This window comes from Pusillimonas caeni (genome assembly GCF_003545815.1).
GTDB classification, from domain to species: domain Bacteria; phylum Pseudomonadota; class Gammaproteobacteria; order Burkholderiales; family Burkholderiaceae_B; genus Pusillimonas; species Pusillimonas caeni.
In genome coordinates, this window is sequence record NZ_PDUW01000005.1 from 153368 (window position 1) to 167845 (window position 14478).

The following is a 14478-nucleotide window of genomic DNA, read 5'->3' on the forward strand; positions in this document are numbered from 1 at the left end:
TCAAATGGGTGAACGTACTCTACGATTCATTCTCAAGGAGCCTGACCATGGCAACAGCCAAGAAGGCCGCGAAGAAAGCGGCTGCCAAGAAAGCAACAGCAAAGAAAGCAGCACCGGCCAAGAAAGTAGTCGCCAAGAAAGCAGCACCCGCCAAGAAGTCCGTCGCCAAGAAGGCGCCCGCCAAAAAAGCGGCAGCCAAAAAAGTAGCCACCAAGAAGGTCGCAGCCAAGAAGACGGCAAGCAAAAAAGTCGCAACCAAGAAAGTCGCAGCAAAGAAGGTCGCGGCAAAGAAAACCGTAGCCAAGAAAGCAGCCGCCAAAAAAGCGCCCGCTAAAAAGGCAGCAGCCAAGAAAACCGTAGCCAAGAAAGCGCCCGCCAAAAAGGCCGTGGCAAAGAAGGCTGTCGCCAAGAAAGCTCCGGCCAAGAAAGCCGTAGCCAAGAAGGCAACCGCCAAGAAAGCGCCTGCCAAGAAGGCGCCCGCTAAAAAGGCCGCGGCCAAAAAGGCAGCTCCCGCCAAGAAAACCAATGCCAAGGCCAGCGCCAAGGCAAACAAGGACACCGCAGCGGCAACTCCCGCGACCAAAACGGTAAACCCCGCCGCGTCGTGGCCCTTCCCCACCGGCGGCCGTCCTTAATCCATGGCCTTACAGTAGAAGCAAGCATCAAACTGCCCGGCAAGCCCGGGCAGTTTTTTTTCCAAGGGAAATTCAGTCATGCGACAATGGCGCTTTGCAACCATCCAAGTCTGAACCCATGATCAGCGGCATACTCGGATTCGTCTTCGACATCGTCTTCTTGCTGTTCGGCATCGCATTGATCGTACGCGCCTGGGCCTATGCAATACGGCTGCACCCTTTCAATCCCTATTCGCAAGCGGTCATCCGCCTGACCGACTGGCTCGTGCAGCCGATACGCAAGCTGGTGCCTCCTCGCGGCAAGGTCGATCTGCCCAGCCTGCTGGCCTGCTGGCTCACCGCGCTCGTGTACCTGCTGGCCACGTGGATCGTGCTGACCGGGCAGCTTCCGCTCGCACAGGCATGGCTTCCCGCATTGATCGCCAGCTTGCTGACCGTACTGAAATGGGCCTTGAATCTCGTCGTGTGGCTGACGCTGATCCAGGCCATTTTGTCGTGGGTCAATCCCATGGCCCCCATCATGCCGGTGCTGCATACGCTCACCGCCCCGCTGCTGGACCCCATACGCCGCATCATGCCCAATCTGGGCGGCCTCGACCTGTCGCCGCTCGTCCTGCTGATTCTGGCTCAGGTCGCCATGATGATCGTCCAGCGTTTCGCCTTCGCCGCATTGGCGGTATAGGGCGGCCGCGGTATCCGAAGGCGACCACGCGCAGTCTTGAAACTGGCTGCCGCGCCAAGACCCAAAAAAACACCCCAGCATGGAAACGTGCATGGGGTGTTTTGTTTGGCCGGTGCAGGCCAGGCCGCGACATTGAGGGGCCGAGGCAGCCCCTCGCCGCGCGCCGATTTACATGGGCACGACGCGCGTCGGACCGCCGCCGCTGATGAGGCGCACGCGCTGGCCCGATGACAGCGCCACGTCGGCCTCTTGGGCGACGACGCGGGTCTCGCCGTTGTCGAGCTGAACGGTGATTTCAAGGCCCTGCTTCTTACCCACCTGGTTTTCGACCGTATTGCCCAGCAGGCCGCCCAGGATGGCGCCGCCGACCGTGGCCAGCGCCCGGCCCGAACCGCCGCCCACCGCATTGCCCGCTACGCCGCCCAAGGCGCCGCCGGCCAGCACGCCGGCCCCGCTGGAGCGGTCGTCCTGGATGGTGATGGAGCGCACCGACACCACGGTGCCGGTACGCACGATCTGCTCTTGTTGCGCTTGCCCATAGGTGTAGACCGAGCTGGACGCCGAGCGGTTTGCGCAACCCGCCACCACGGCCAAAGAGGCGGCAACGACCGTTACCGCCAGCAGGCGCCGATAAGCCGTACCGGATCGCATTACAGATGTTGAATTCATGGAAGACTCCTTTCGGTGCACGACCGCCGGATCACGACAGGTCGATGCCATAGTGTTGTTTGAGCAATGCACCGATCTCGGCGCGAGATGGTTGATGATTCTGGGGACCCTTTGAAGAGATTTTAATGGCACCCATCACATTCGCCAAGCGACACGCATCAGCCAGCGGCCAATCGTTGACCAGCCCGTAGAGCAGTCCGGCGCGGTGGGCGTCGCCGCAACCCGTGGGGTCGACCACCTCGTCCACGCGGACCGGATCGATGTGGGTGGCGGCGCCGTCGGCATACAGAATGGCTCCTTCGCCGCCGCGCGTCACAACGGCCGCCTGCAGCGACTTGGAAATTTCGAGCATGCTGCGCCCGGTGCGCTGCTCGATGACGCTGGCTTCGTAATCGTTGGCCGTAAGCATCTGCGCCATCTCCAGCATCTGCAGCAGGTCGTCGCCGCTGAACAGCGGCATGGCCTGCCCCAGGTCGAATATGAAGGGCGTGTTCTGCGCCTTGAGGCGCTGCGCGTTGGCGAACATGCCTTCTTTCGAGTCGGGCGCGACGATGGCCCATGCCGCCTGGGTGCCGCTCAGGTCGTTCTCGGACGAGCGGGACATGGCCCCCGGATGGAAGGAAGCGATCTGGTTGCTGTCCAGGTCGGTTGTGATGAAGCACTGCGGCGTGAAGGTATCCGGCAGCACCTTGACCAAGGAAGTGTCGATGCCCAGGCGCTGCATGTACTCGAGATAGTCGCCCGCATCCACGCCCACCGTGCCCACCGGGACCGCATCGGCGCCCAGCAGTTTGAGGTTGTAGGCGATGTTGCCCGCGCAGCCGCCGTACTCCTTGCGCATTGAAGGCACGAAGAAGGACACGCTGAGCGATTGAATGCTGTTGGGCAGGATGTGGTCTTTGAAATGCCCTTCGAACACCGTGATGGTATCGAAAGCCACTGAACCGCAAACCAGAATCTTATTGGACATTTTCACCCTTACGGAAAGAACTTATCGAGCTGATAACCGTTGATCTGCGCGCCCTGGACCGTGATCGGCACGGACACCCGGACCTCGCTTGTGGCGGGAAAGGGCCGCTGCAAGGAAATTTCGGGCAGATAATCGGAAGGCGCCAACAGCCGCCTTGCCGCTACAGTACCCGAGAAATCCACCAGTTCGACGGACAGCGTCGGCCATTGCTGCGGCCGGTCGTAATTGTTGCGCAACACTACGTTGAGCATCAGGCGGTTTCCATCCGGGGGTTCGTTTTCGTCCCGTATCGCCTGCAGCGAAGAATCCATGATGGCGATCTGGGCGATGCGGCGCGGGTACTCCACCGTGCAGCCCAGCGTTTCGCAGTAGCGCTCCAGGGCCGGCCGCAAGGACGGCAGCTCGCTGGCGATCTGGACCCGATAGATATATGCGGCCTGCAGCACCGCCGCCGCCAGGCCAAGCACCACGAGCAGGCTCCAGAACACGCGTCCCAGGCCGATGCCGCCGGGCTGTTCATCGTCGTGGACGAATTCGGGGCCCGCTTCATGGCCATGGCGAGGCTCTACATACAGCCCAGATCCCGTGTCGCGATAGCCGTCATGCTCGCCCGGCGGCACAGGATCGCCGATGGTATGCCGTCCGCCATCGTCCGGCCGGTGATCATGGTCGCGCACGGTAAACGCGGCCGGCTCGGCGCTCGCCGCCTCGCGGGTGCGGATGGGAATGCCCGCGCCGGAGTGCTCGGGGCCGGAAACGATGAACCGGGGTTCGCCCGCGGCAGGCGCGGCCGGAACGCCGGAAGCGGAAAACCTGGGTTCGGTCTGTGGGGCGGGCGCCGCGGGGGCAGTCGTCGGGACGGTGGGCTCCGTCCCCGCGGCGGGCACCACCGCTTCGTAGCCGTCGAAGATGTGAGCGCAATTGATACAGCGGATATAACCCTTGCGTAGCTGCAATTGCTGCAAGCTGACCGGAAACTCGGCTCCGCATTGGGGACAGCGGGTGGTTAGATCCATATGCAAATATTGAACGTCGTCAGGTGCGTCGCCCGCTCAGGCACACCCATCCTTCTCGTGCGCGCCATACGCTCAGATCGAGCCAGGGCGCATAGGCTTGGGCGACTTCCTGTGCCTGGCGCTCGAGCACGCCCGACAGGACCAGCCACCCGCCCGGAGCGACGCGATTGGCCAGCATGGGCGCCAGCACCTTCAGGGGGTTGGACAATATGTTCGCCACCACGACTTCGAACCGCCCTTCGGGCAGGTCGTCCGGCAACATGGCGCGCAGCTCGCTGCGATTGACCTCTGCATTGTACTCGGTCGCCCGGACGGCCTGCTCGTCGATATCGACGCCCGTGGTGGACCCGGCGCCCAGCAGCTTGGCCGCGATGGCCAATATGCCCGAACCGCAGCCATAGTCCAGCACCGATCGTCCCGCCTCGAGATGCTGTTCGAGCCACTCCAGGCACAGATGGGTGGTGGGATGGCTGCCGGTGCCGAACGCCAGCCCGGGATCGAGTTCGATGTGGACGGCGCCCGCGGAAGCGGCCCGGGCCGGTACGGAGGGATCGTCCCGATGCCAGCTCGGCACGATCCAGAGCCGCTCGCCGACATGAATGGGCCCGAACTGCGCCTGCGTCAGCTTGACCCAGTCGGCGTCGGGCACGTCGCGGGTCGTCCATCCGCTGGCCATGAAGTCCAGCCCGCTGGCCACCCGCGCCTGCTCGAGCACCTGCTCGGGATCGATGCCGTCGGGCAACAGGGCCACGACACGATTGCGGCGCCACGCCTGGACCTCGGGCTCGGATCCCGGTTCGCCGAACAGAGGCTGCTCGGCCTCGGTGTCGCTGTCGGCATCTTCGACGGATACGGACAGCACGCCCGCGGCGAGCAGTGCATCCGATAGGGCTTCCGCCTGGGCTTCCTGGCAGTGCAGCACGAGTTCACGCATGGTTTGTTCCTGAAGGGGCCGAAGCGCCGCCGCATTGACGGCGGCGCTGCCCTTTAGCCCTAGGGGCGTTGCGACAGTTTGTGCTCGAGATAATGGATGCTGGTCCCGCCCTCGACGAAATGTCCGTCGCGCATCAGCTCGCGATGCAGGGGGATATTGGTCTGGATGCCCTCGACCACCATCTCGGACAAGGCGATCTCCATGCGCGCTATCGCCTGGCGGCGCGTGTCGCCATAGGTGATGAGCTTGGCGATCATGGAGTCGTAGTTCGGCGGCACCGTGTAGCCGCTGAAGACGTGCGAATCCATGCGCACCCCCGGGCCGCCCGGCGTATGCCAGTTGGTGATCTTGCCGGGACTGGGGATGAACTTGAACGGATCTTCGGCGTTGATGCGGCATTCGATGGCGTGGCCCCGAAACTGCACGTCGCGCTGGCGCAGGGTGAATTTCTCGCCGGCGGCGATCAGGATCTGCTGCACGACCAGGTCGACGCCCGTGACCATCTCGGTCACGGTGTGCTCGACCTGAATGCGGGTGTTCATTTCGATGAAGAAGAACTCGCCGTTTTCGTACAGGAACTCGAACGTGCCCGCGCCGCGATAGCCCATTTTGCGGCAGGCGTCCGCGCAGCGCTCGCCGATGCGCTCGATGAGCCGGCGGGCAATGCCTGGCGCCGGCGCTTCTTCGATGACCTTCTGGTGGCGGCGCTGCATGGAGCAGTCGCGCTCGCCCAGCCATACCGCGTTGCGGCCGCCATCGGCCAGCACCTGGATCTCGATATGGCGTGGGTTCTCGAGGAACTTCTCCATATAGACTTCGGGGTTGCCGAAAGCCGCGCCCGCCTCGGTGCGCGTCATGGACACGGCATTGAGCAGGGCCGCTTCGGTATAGACGACCCGCATGCCGCGTCCGCCGCCGCCGCCGGCCGCCTTGACGATGACCGGATAGCCGATATCGCGCGCAACGCGCTGGATCTCTTCGGGATCGTCGGGCAGCGCGCCGGGCGATCCGGGTACCACGGGCACGCCGGCCTCGATCATGGCCTGCTTGGCGCTGACCTTGTCGCCCATCATGCGGATGGTGTCGGGGCGCGGACCGATGAAGACGAAGCCGCTTTTTTCGACGCGCTCGGCAAAGTCGGCGTTCTCGGCCAGGAAGCCGTAGCCGGGATGGATCGCTTCGGCGTCGGTGACCTCGGCCGCCGAGATCAGCGCCGGCATGCTCAGGTAGCTGTCGCGCGCGGCGGCCGGACCGATGCACACGGCCTCGTCGGCCAGGCGCACGTATTTGGCGTTGCGGTCGGCTTCCGAATAGACGACGACCGTCTTGATGTCCAGTTCGCGGCAGGCTCGCTGTATGCGCAGGGCGATCTCGCCCCGGTTCGCGATGAGGATTTTCTCAAACATGGATTAATCAGCCGATGACAAAGAGAGGTTGACCGTATTCGACGGGCTCGCCATTTTCGACCAGAATCTCTTTGATGACGCCCGCCTTGTCGGCCTCGATTTCGTTCAGCAGCTTCATGGCCTCGATGATGCACAGGGGCTCGCCTTCTTTGACCGACTGTCCCACTTCGACGAAAGGCGAAGCGCCGGGGTTCGGCGCCCGATAGAAGGTGCCTACCATGGGCGACTTGACCACGTGTCCTTGAGGCGCGGCAGGGGCCGCCGGCGCAGCGGGAGCCGCGGGCGCCGGGGCGGGCGCAGCCGCGGCGGGCTCGGGCGCATAGGCCACCGGCTGGGGCGCCGGCACGGACTTGACGATGCGTACCTTGCCCTCGCCTTCGGTGATTTCGAGTTCGGCAATGCCCGATTCGGCAACCAGGTCGATCAGGGTCTTGAGTTTTCTGAGGTCCATACAGACTTTCCCATGTCATTTCACTGTGGCCGGCGTCGGCCCGCAGCGAAAGAAAATATTGATGAAAATGAAAACGGCATGCGGCATTCAGTCCGCCATCGCGTGGCGCAACGCGGCTTCATAGCCAAAAGGGCCCAGTCCCGCGATCACCCCGACAGCCAGGTCGGACAAATAGGAGTGATGGCGGAAGGGCTCTCGCTTGTGAACATTGGATATATGTACTTCGATGAACGGGATGGCGACCGCGGCCAGGGCGTCGCGCAGCGCGACGCTGGTATGGGTATAGGCCCCGGCATTGATGACAATGTAGTCGGTGCCGTCGCCGCGCGCGCTATGGATGCGATCGACCAGTTCACCCTCGTGATTGCTTTGAAACGTCGCGCATCTTGCGCCGTTTTCGGCCGCCACCTGCTGGAGCCGGGCATCGATGTCGGCCAGGGTCTGGCGGCCGTATACCTGCGGTTCGCGGGCGCCAAGCAGATTGAGATTGGGGCCGTGCAAGACAAGGATGTTTCGGGCCATGTTGGTTTCGGTCAAGGATCAGAACGTCTTTTTACGCCAAAAGGCGGGTGTTTGTCCACGAAATACGTTGTTTTTGCAGGGTTTTACGCCAATAGGCCTTGAATGGTTTTTTCGAGTTCGGCGGGCTTGACCTGGCCCAGTATGGTCTCGGCGACCTGCCCTTTTGCGTCGTAGACCACCGTGAACGGCAGGCCTCCGGCGCGGTTGCCCATGGAGCGCATGCGCTCGATGCCGCCATGCCCGATCATCAGCAAGGGATAGCTGACCTGCACTTTTTCGTTGAACTTGCGCACATTGACGGCGGTGTCCACCGCCAGCCCCAGGAAGTTCACGTCCGGATACTTTTGATGCAATGCCTCGAGATCGGGCATCTCTTTGACGCAGGGCGGGCACCAGGTGGCCCAGAAATTGACCACCACGGGTTTGCCCAGCCATTGCTTCATGGGCTGTTCGGCGCCGTCGACATCGGGAAAGCTGGCATCAAAGAGGTTTTCCGCCGCCAACGAAGGCAACGGAAATGCCGCGGCAAGGCCGGCGCCGGCCAGCAGGCCGGCTCGCAGAAGAAAGCCGCGCCGCTTCATGGCGCGACCTTGGGAAGGAGGTTTTTCATCATGAGCAACGATTTTATCATCGCAGCCCGCGCCTGCCAGAATCACTACAATACCGCCTGGAGGGATACACATGCATTTACACATCCTGGGCATCTGCGGCACCTTCATGGGCGGCCTGGCGCTGATCGCGAGGGCGGCCGGCCACAAAGTGACCGGCTGCGACACCGGCGTCTACCCGCCCATGAGCACCCAGCTTCAACAGCAAGGCATCGAACTCATCGAAGGCTTCTCGGCGGACCAGGTATCGCTGCGGCCCGACCTGTACGTCGTCGGCAACGTGGTCAGCCGCGGCAACCCCCTGATGGAAGCCATTCTGGACCAGGGCCTGGCCTATACGTCGGGGCCGCAGTGGCTGGGCGATGCGATTCTGCGCGGCCAGCATGTCATGGCCGTCGCGGGCACCCACGGCAAGACCAGCACCAGCTCCATGCTGGCATGGATACTGCGCGAGGCGGGGCTGGCGCCCAACTTCCTCATCGGCGGCATCGCGCCGGGCCTCGAAGTGTCGGCCCGCTACGACCGCGGCGGCTCCCTGTTCGTCATCGAGGCCGACGAATACGATACGGCCTTCTTCGACAAGCGTTCGAAGTTCGTGCACTATCGGCCGCGCACCGCCATCCTCAACAATCTGGAATACGATCACGCCGACATCTTCCCCGATCTTCAGGCAATCCAGACCCAATTCCATCACTTGGTGCGCACCATACCGTCCTCGGGGGCCATCATCCGGCCCCATGCGGACGAGGCCCTGGACGCCGTCCTGCAGCGCGGCTGCTGGACGCCGGTGCAAACCTTCGGCCCGGACGGCCGCTGGAGCGCCCATGATGCCGGCGAGCATCCCGGCCATTTCGAAGTACGCGTCGACGGCAAGGCCACCGGCACCTTGACATGGGGGCTCGGCGGCGAGCATAACCGCCTCAATGCGCTGGCCGCTCTGGCCGCCGCGACGCAGGCGGGGGTCCCGCCCAAGGCGGGCATCGAGGCCCTTTCCCGCTTCGGCGGCATCAAGCGCCGCATGGAGCTGCGCGGCACCGTGCGCGACATCGCCGTCTACGACGATTTCGCCCATCACCCCACGGCCATCGCCACCACCCTGGACGGGCTTCGTCGCCAAGTGGGCGGCGCGCGCATTCTTGCCGTGCTGGAACCCCGTTCCAACACCATGAAGCTGGGCGCCATGGCGGCCCGCCTGCCCGGCGCGCTGGAACAGGCCGACCTGGTGTTCTGCTACGGCGAAACCGAGGGCAAGCACGCGCTCGGTTGGGATCCGGCCCAGGTGCTGGCGCCCCTGGGAGAACGCGCTTTTACGCATTCCGACCTGGACGCCATGGTACAGGCCATCGCCGCCCGGGCCCGGCCGGGCGACCACATTCTCGTCATGAGCAACGGCAGCTTCGGCGGCGTACATCAAAAAATACTCGATCGCCTGGCCCTGCCGGCACAGGCCGGCGCATGATTCTCTATCTGCACGGATTCCGGTCTTCGCCATCGTCCGCCAAGGCAGTCATGCTGGGCCGTGCGCTGCGGGAACGGGGGCATGGCGGGGAATGGCACTGCCCGCAACTGCCCGCCAGCCCGGCGCAGGCCATCGCACTGTGCGATGCGCTCATCGACCTGCATCACGATGGCGGCAAGAACGGGCCGCTGACCCTGATGGGCTCGTCGCTGGGAGGTTATTATGCAACGTGCCTGGCCGAAAAAAGACAGTGCCGCGCGGTCGTCCTGAATCCCGTCGTTCATGCGGCGCGCGACCTGGCCACCCAGGTGGGCGAGCACACGCAATACCATAGCGACGCACCTTTCGTTTTTCTTCCCGAGCACGTCGACGAACTGGCGCGGATGGCCGTCGGCCGGCCCGCCGACCCGAAGCGCTATTTCCTGTTGGCGGCCACGGGGGACGAAGTGCTCGATTGGCGCGAGATGGCGCAGTGGTACGCGGGCAGCCACGGGCGCATCATCCAGGGCAGCGACCATGGCATATCGGATTTCGAACAATGGATGCCCGAAGTGCTGCGGTTCGTGCTGGAGCCGCAATACCGCTCCTAGAACCTGTTAATACTAAAAGGGCAGTCGTGCAGTCCATCCGGGCCGCCCTCCCATTCACCCTGGTGCCGCCGGCACCGCACTGATCGATCTATGTACGTCCTCTACGAAGACAGCGGAAGCTTCAAAGCCGAGAAGATCTTCTCCGAAAGCGACTCCACCTTGCAGGTGGAGTCCGCTTCGGGCAAGCGCAGCAAAATAAAAAGAGCCAACGTGCTGTTTGCGTTCGAGCATCCCGAACCGGCGGCCCTGCTCGAGCAGGCGGGCGACCTGGCCGCGACGCTCGAGATCGACTTTTTGTGGGAGTGCGCCCCCCAGGAAGAACTCGACGCCTGCGAGTTCGCCCAGGAATACTTCGGCCATCCGCCCAACGCGGTCGAGAAAGCCGCGCTGATTTTCGCGCTGAACAGCGCCCCGGCCTACTTCCATCGCCGAGGCAAGGGCCGCTACCGACCCGCGCCGCCAGACATTCTCGAGGCCGCCCTGGCGGCCATAGAAAAAAAACGCCTGCAGGCCGAGCAGCAGCAGCAATGGACCGAACAGATGGCGGCCGGCCAGCTGCCCGAGCCCATCGCCGAGGTGGCCAAGACCCTGTTGACTCGCCCCGACAAGAACACGCTGCAGTGGAAGGCCTTCGAAGCCGCCTGCGCGCAGACCGGCGCCACGCCCGAGCAGTTGCTGCTGCGCCTGGGCGCCTGGCCGCATCCGCTCGCCCTGCATCGGCATCGTTTCCTGGCCCAGAACTTTCCCAAGGGCACGGGTTTTCCCGCCGTCGAACTGCCGCCGCCCGACTGGGACTTGCCTTTCGCCGACGTCGAAGCCTATTCGGTGGACGATGCCTCGACCACCGAAGTCGACGACGCGCTTTCAGTGCAGGCCATTTCGGATGAAGTCGTGCGCGTCGGCGTGCACATTGCGGCGCCGGGCCTGGCGATCATCCGCGGCAACCCCCTGGACGATATCGCGCGTTCGCGCATGTCGACCGTCTACGTGCCCGGCGAAAAAATACCCATGCTTCCCCAAGGCTTGATCGAGCGCTTCTCGCTCGACGCGGGCGCGCCTCGGCCGGCGCTTTCGCTGTATGTACAGGCCAACCTGACCACCGGCGAAATCATTGAATCCGAAACCCGGGCCGAGATGCTGCAGGTGCGCGAGAACCTGCGCCTGAATACGCTCGACCCGCTGGTGACCGAGGAAGCGCTGGACGATCCGCAGGCCGAACTGCCCTATGGCCATTGGCTGCGCCCCTTGTGGCGGCTGGCCAAGGCGCTGAGCGCGCAACGCGATGCCGTGCGGGGCAAGACCGAGAGCAATAACCGGGTCGAGTATTCCTTCCAGCTGGAAGGCGCGCCGGACGATCCGGACAGCATCGTGCGCATCGTGCCGCGGCGGCGCAACGCGCCGCTGGACCGCCTGGTTGCCGAGTACATGATTCTGGCGAATAATTTGTGGGGCGGACTGCTGGCCCAGCATGGCGTCCCGGGCATCTACCGCTCTCAGCAGGCGGGCCGGGTGCGCATGTCGACCCAATCCCTGCCTCACGAAGCCATCGGGGTTCCGCAGTACATCTGGTCGACCTCTCCGCTGCGCCGCTACGTCGACCTGATCAACCAGGGCCAGATACTGGCCGCCGCGCAGCACGGCGTCTCGGCCCGGCTCGTGGCGCCGTTCAAACCCAAGGAGGCCGACCTGTTCGCCATCATCGGGGCTTTCGACTCGCAGTATGCCGTCTGGAACGACTTCCAGAACGACATGGAGCGGTATTGGTGCCTGCGCTGGATTCAACAGAATGACGTCAAGCGGGTGCAGGGCCAGGTATTGCGCGACGACCTCGTGCGGCTCGACGGCGTGCCGCTGGTCATACGGGTGGCGGGCATGCCCGAATTCGAGCGCGGCCAGGCCGTCGACCTCGAAGTAATGGGCTGCGACGAACTGTCGCTGGAGCTGCAATGCCGCTATCTGGGTACAGCCGCTCCTTGAACCGGGCCCGCCATGAAGACCGCGACCGGCCCCCTCTTGATATGGACGCTGATATCGCGGCCCCATGCCCGGGGCGGCTATCTGCCGCTGGCGCTGGTGCTGTCCCTGTGCATTCACGCCGCGCTGCTGGCGCTGCGCTTCCATGGCGCCTCGTCGGCGCCCGTGCGCTCCGACAGCAGGCTCGAAGTCACGCTGGTGAACGCTCGCACGGAAACCGCGCCGGCGCAGCCGCAAGTGCTCGCGCAGCAGCAAGTGAACGCCGGCGGCGACGGCGGCCGTGACGTCGCCTCGTCGCCCCTGCCGCGCACGGCGGCCGATTCTCCCGACCAGATCGTGCTCGAGGCGCTGCGCAAGCGCCAGGCGCAGCTGGAGTCAGAACAGGAAAGGCTTTATGCGCAATTGCAGGCCAGCCAGGCCGTCCCCGAGGCGCGCAAAAAGCCCGATCTGCTGCAGCAGTCGGACGCACCGGGAGAAGACGCCCTGGTGCAGGACAGCCTGGTGCTGAATGCGCGCATCAACGCGCTCAAGGAAGAGATAGAGCGCTACAACGCCCAGCCGCGCCAGCGGTTCGTCGGCCCGGCGGCCCAAGAGGTGGACTACGCCCAGTATGTCGAAGCCTGGCGCCAGCGGATAGAACTGCTGGGCACCGAACACTATCCCGCCGAAGCGCGCGGCAGGGTCTACGGCACGCTGCGGCTTACCGTCTACATCAAGAGCAATGGCGACCTTCAGCGCATCGACATCGATCGGCCCTCCGAGCATGCGGTGCTGAATCTCGCCGCGCAGCGCATCGTGCAGCTTGCCGCGCCCTTCGCCCCGCTGCCCGATTCGATCGCCCGCCGCACCGACGTGCTGGCCATCACGCGCACCTGGCATTTCACCCATAACCGATTGTCCACGGAAACCCCATGAACGACTCCCCTTCCACACGGCGTTTCGCCGTGGTCGGCAATCCGGTCAAGCACAGCCGGTCGCCGGCCATCCATGAAGCGTTCGGCCGCCAGACCGGCATCCCCCTGCGCTATGGGCTGCTCGAAAGCCCGCTGGACGGATTCGCCCGCAGCGTGGACGGCTTCTTCGCCCAGGGAGGCTGGGGCCTGAACGTGACCGTGCCGTTCAAGGAAGAAGCCCATGCATTGTGCGGCACGGGCCTGTCCGAGCGCGCCCGCCTGGCCGGCGCCGTCAACACCCTGTGGATGCAGGACGGCGGGCTGCGGGGCTGCAATACGGACGGCGTGGGCCTGCTCGCCGACATTGCCCGACAGGGCATCGACGTGGCCGGCAAACGCGTGCTGCTCATCGGCGCCGGAGGGGCGGCCAAGGGCGTCCTGTTTCCCTTGCTCGAGGCGGGCTGCGCCCGGCTTCGCATCGTCAACCGCAGCGCCGGGCGGGCACAAGGTCTGAAAGACCATCTGGACGCCCAACTGGCCGAGCATGCCGGCAAGGTTTCGGCCGGAGCCCTGGACCGGGCCGAGGGCGAATGGGACATCGTCATCAACGCCACCTCGAGCAGCCTGGCGGGCGAAGCCCCCGCCATTGCCAGCGCCCGGTACGCCCCCGGCGCCCTGGCCTATGACATGATGTACGGGCCTCATCCCACCCCCTTTCTGGTCCAGGCTCGCGCAGCGGGGGCCGGCCATGTCGCCGACGGGCTGGGCATGCTGGTCGAACAGGCCGCCGAAGCTTTCTTCATATGGAACGGCGTGCGGCCCGACGCAGGGCCCGTGCTGGCGCATTTGCGCAGCCGGATGCAAGGGCGCTGACCCATGGCGCGGCGGATCTCCAAGCTCAAGGTGGCGGCCACCGCCCTGCTGCTGGCGCTGTTCGCCTTTCTGCTGTACCAGTTCGGGCTGTTCGTGATGGTGGTGTGGCTGTGTTTCCACGACCCGGGCAGCAGCGCCTTCATGAAGGCCACCCGGGCCGAGCTCAGGCGCGAAAACCCGGATGCCGTCATCCGCTATCAGTGGGTGCCGTACGACCGCATCAGCAACAATCTCAAGCGCGCCGTAATCGCTTCGGAAGACGCCAATTTCGTCGCCCATGACGGGGTGGAGTGGGAGGCGATCAAGAAAGCGTGGGAATACAATGCGCGCCAGGCCGAACAGGGCCGCAACCGGGTGCGCGGCGGGTCGACCATTACCCAGCAGCTGGCAAAAAACCTCTTTCTGTCCAGCGAGCGCTCGTACTGGCGCAAGGCGCAGGAACTGGCGCTGACCTACATGATCGAATCCGTCATGAGCAAGCAGCGCATCCTGGAGCTGTATCTGAATCTGGCGCAATGGGGAGAAAACGTGTTCGGCGCCGAAGCGGCCGCGGCGCATTATTACCGCGGCAGCGCGGCGCGCCTCGGCAGCGCCCAGGCGGCCAGGCTGGCGGCGATGCTGCCCAATCCGGCGTACTATGACAAACGCGGCGATACATCGTACTTGCGCTCGCGCACCGCCACCATCCAGAAGCGCATGCGGCTGGTCGAGATTCCCTGACCCGCCCCTTCCTGCCTGGATGCGAAAACGCCCGATGACAGCCCCGCATTTGTTAAGCTTCCGTGTATCCGCCCGA

16 protein-coding genes are annotated in these 14478 nt (G+C 64.5%); 8 read left to right on the top strand and 8 right to left on the bottom strand.

What is annotated here, in order from left to right; all coding sequences use genetic code 11:
• Positions 1-47 precede the first annotated feature (47 nt).
• Positions 48-635, top strand: a complete 588-nt coding sequence (locus CSC67_RS12625) for a histone H1-like DNA-binding protein (RefSeq protein WP_118994882.1) — start codon at positions 48-50, stop codon at positions 633-635.
• 118 nt (positions 636-753) lie between these two features.
• On the top strand, positions 754-1317 hold the full coding sequence (locus CSC67_RS12630) for a YggT family protein (protein WP_118994883.1): 564 nt from the start codon (positions 754-756) through the stop codon (positions 1315-1317).
• 168 nt (positions 1318-1485) lie between these two features.
• On the opposite strand, the gene CSC67_RS12635 is transcribed toward CSC67_RS12630, so the two are convergent.
• The 8 genes from CSC67_RS12635 to CSC67_RS12670 all read right to left on the bottom strand — a co-directional run bounded on the left by CSC67_RS12635 (position 1486) and on the right by CSC67_RS12670 (position 7866).
• Positions 1486-1986, bottom strand: coding sequence for an outer membrane lipoprotein (locus CSC67_RS12635; protein ID WP_118994884.1), 501 nt, complete (start codon positions 1984-1986; stop codon positions 1486-1488).
• A 31-nt stretch (positions 1987-2017) separates the two neighbouring features.
• Positions 2018-2956, bottom strand: a complete 939-nt coding sequence (locus CSC67_RS12640) for a carbohydrate kinase family protein (protein ID WP_118994885.1) — start codon at positions 2954-2956, stop codon at positions 2018-2020.
• An 8-nt stretch (positions 2957-2964) separates the two neighbouring features.
• Entirely contained in the window at positions 2965-3972 is a 1008-nt protein-coding gene (locus CSC67_RS12645) for a zinc-ribbon and DUF3426 domain-containing protein (RefSeq protein ID WP_118994886.1), read from the bottom strand.
• 19 nt (positions 3973-3991) lie between these two features.
• Positions 3992-4906: a 50S ribosomal protein L11 methyltransferase gene (prmA, locus tag CSC67_RS12650; RefSeq protein ID WP_118994887.1), complete on the bottom strand. Its 915-nt coding sequence runs from the start codon at positions 4904-4906 to the stop codon at positions 3992-3994.
• Between the two features lie 59 nt (positions 4907-4965).
• Positions 4966-6312 (bottom strand): acetyl-CoA carboxylase biotin carboxylase subunit, encoded by a 1347-nt coding sequence (accC, locus tag CSC67_RS12655; protein ID WP_118994888.1) that lies wholly within the window; start codon positions 6310-6312, stop codon positions 4966-4968.
• A gap of 7 nt (positions 6313-6319) precedes the next feature.
• On the bottom strand, positions 6320-6763 hold the full coding sequence (gene accB, locus CSC67_RS12660) for an acetyl-CoA carboxylase biotin carboxyl carrier protein (RefSeq protein WP_118994889.1): 444 nt from the start codon (positions 6761-6763) through the stop codon (positions 6320-6322).
• Positions 6764-6850: 87 nt separating this feature from the next.
• Positions 6851-7285, bottom strand: coding sequence for a type II 3-dehydroquinate dehydratase (gene aroQ / locus CSC67_RS12665; protein ID WP_118995055.1), 435 nt, complete (start codon positions 7283-7285; stop codon positions 6851-6853).
• A gap of 83 nt (positions 7286-7368) precedes the next feature.
• Positions 7369-7866: a TlpA family protein disulfide reductase gene (locus tag CSC67_RS12670; RefSeq protein ID WP_167752885.1), complete on the bottom strand. Its 498-nt coding sequence runs from the start codon at positions 7864-7866 to the stop codon at positions 7369-7371.
• 100 nt (positions 7867-7966) lie between these two features.
• Between CSC67_RS12670 and mpl the strand changes: the two genes are divergently transcribed.
• The 6 genes from mpl to mtgA all read left to right on the top strand — a co-directional run bounded on the left by mpl (position 7967) and on the right by mtgA (position 14402).
• The gene (mpl, locus tag CSC67_RS12675; protein ID WP_118994891.1) at positions 7967-9352 is read left to right on the top strand and encodes a UDP-N-acetylmuramate:L-alanyl-gamma-D-glutamyl-meso-diaminopimelate ligase; all 1386 of its coding nucleotides are present in this window, start codon (positions 7967-7969) and stop codon (positions 9350-9352) included.
• On the top strand, positions 9349-9942 hold the full coding sequence (locus tag CSC67_RS12680; protein WP_118994892.1) for a YqiA/YcfP family alpha/beta fold hydrolase: 594 nt from the start codon (positions 9349-9351) through the stop codon (positions 9940-9942). Before mpl ends, CSC67_RS12680 begins: the two co-directional genes overlap by 4 nt.
• 90 nt (positions 9943-10032) lie before the next feature.
• On the top strand, positions 10033-11919 hold the full coding sequence (locus tag CSC67_RS12685) for a ribonuclease catalytic domain-containing protein (RefSeq protein ID WP_118994893.1): 1887 nt from the start codon (positions 10033-10035) through the stop codon (positions 11917-11919).
• 12 nt (positions 11920-11931) lie between these two features.
• Positions 11932-12831, top strand: a complete 900-nt coding sequence (locus CSC67_RS12690) for an energy transducer TonB (protein WP_118994894.1) — start codon at positions 11932-11934, stop codon at positions 12829-12831.
• Positions 12828-13682 (top strand): shikimate dehydrogenase, encoded by an 855-nt coding sequence (gene aroE / locus CSC67_RS12695; RefSeq protein WP_118994895.1) that lies wholly within the window; start codon positions 12828-12830, stop codon positions 13680-13682. The genes CSC67_RS12690 and aroE overlap by 4 nt, the downstream gene beginning before the upstream one ends.
• 3 nt (positions 13683-13685) lie before the next feature.
• Positions 13686-14402, top strand: coding sequence for a monofunctional biosynthetic peptidoglycan transglycosylase (gene mtgA, locus CSC67_RS12700; RefSeq protein WP_118994896.1), 717 nt, complete (start codon positions 13686-13688; stop codon positions 14400-14402).
• The last annotated feature ends 76 nt before the right edge of the window (positions 14403-14478 follow it).

What these genes read in the sequence shown, in the direction of transcription:
- CSC67_RS12625 (WP_118994882.1), top strand. Translation starts at nt 48, where the DNA reads ATGGCAACAGCCAAGAAGGCCGCGAAGAAAGCGGCTGCCAAGAAAGCA.
- CSC67_RS12630 (WP_118994883.1), top strand. Translation starts at nt 754, where the DNA reads ATGATCAGCGGCATACTCGGATTCGTCTTCGACATCGTCTTCTTGCTG.
- CSC67_RS12635 (WP_118994884.1), bottom strand. Translation starts at nt 1,986, where the DNA reads ATGAATTCAACATCTGTAATGCGATCCGGTACGGCTTATCGGCGCCTG.
- CSC67_RS12640 (WP_118994885.1), bottom strand. Translation starts at nt 2,956, where the DNA reads ATGTCCAATAAGATTCTGGTTTGCGGTTCAGTGGCTTTCGATACCATC.
- CSC67_RS12645 (WP_118994886.1), bottom strand. Translation starts at nt 3,972, where the DNA reads ATGGATCTAACCACCCGCTGTCCCCAATGCGGAGCCGAGTTTCCGGTC.
- prmA (WP_118994887.1), bottom strand. Translation starts at nt 4,906, where the DNA reads ATGCGTGAACTCGTGCTGCACTGCCAGGAAGCCCAGGCGGAAGCCCTA.
- accC (WP_118994888.1), bottom strand. Translation starts at nt 6,312, where the DNA reads ATGTTTGAGAAAATCCTCATCGCGAACCGGGGCGAGATCGCCCTGCGC.
- accB (WP_118994889.1), bottom strand. Translation starts at nt 6,763, where the DNA reads ATGGACCTCAGAAAACTCAAGACCCTGATCGACCTGGTTGCCGAATCG.
- aroQ (WP_118995055.1), bottom strand. Translation starts at nt 7,285, where the DNA reads ATGGCCCGAAACATCCTTGTCTTGCACGGCCCCAATCTCAATCTGCTT.
- CSC67_RS12670 (WP_167752885.1), bottom strand. Translation starts at nt 7,866, where the DNA reads ATGAAGCGGCGCGGCTTTCTTCTGCGAGCCGGCCTGCTGGCCGGCGCC.
- mpl (WP_118994891.1), top strand. Translation starts at nt 7,967, where the DNA reads ATGCATTTACACATCCTGGGCATCTGCGGCACCTTCATGGGCGGCCTG.
- CSC67_RS12680 (WP_118994892.1), top strand. Translation starts at nt 9,349, where the DNA reads ATGATTCTCTATCTGCACGGATTCCGGTCTTCGCCATCGTCCGCCAAG.
- CSC67_RS12685 (WP_118994893.1), top strand. Translation starts at nt 10,033, where the DNA reads ATGTACGTCCTCTACGAAGACAGCGGAAGCTTCAAAGCCGAGAAGATC.
- CSC67_RS12690 (WP_118994894.1), top strand. Translation starts at nt 11,932, where the DNA reads ATGAAGACCGCGACCGGCCCCCTCTTGATATGGACGCTGATATCGCGG.
- aroE (WP_118994895.1), top strand. Translation starts at nt 12,828, where the DNA reads ATGAACGACTCCCCTTCCACACGGCGTTTCGCCGTGGTCGGCAATCCG.
- mtgA (WP_118994896.1), top strand. Translation starts at nt 13,686, where the DNA reads ATGGCGCGGCGGATCTCCAAGCTCAAGGTGGCGGCCACCGCCCTGCTG.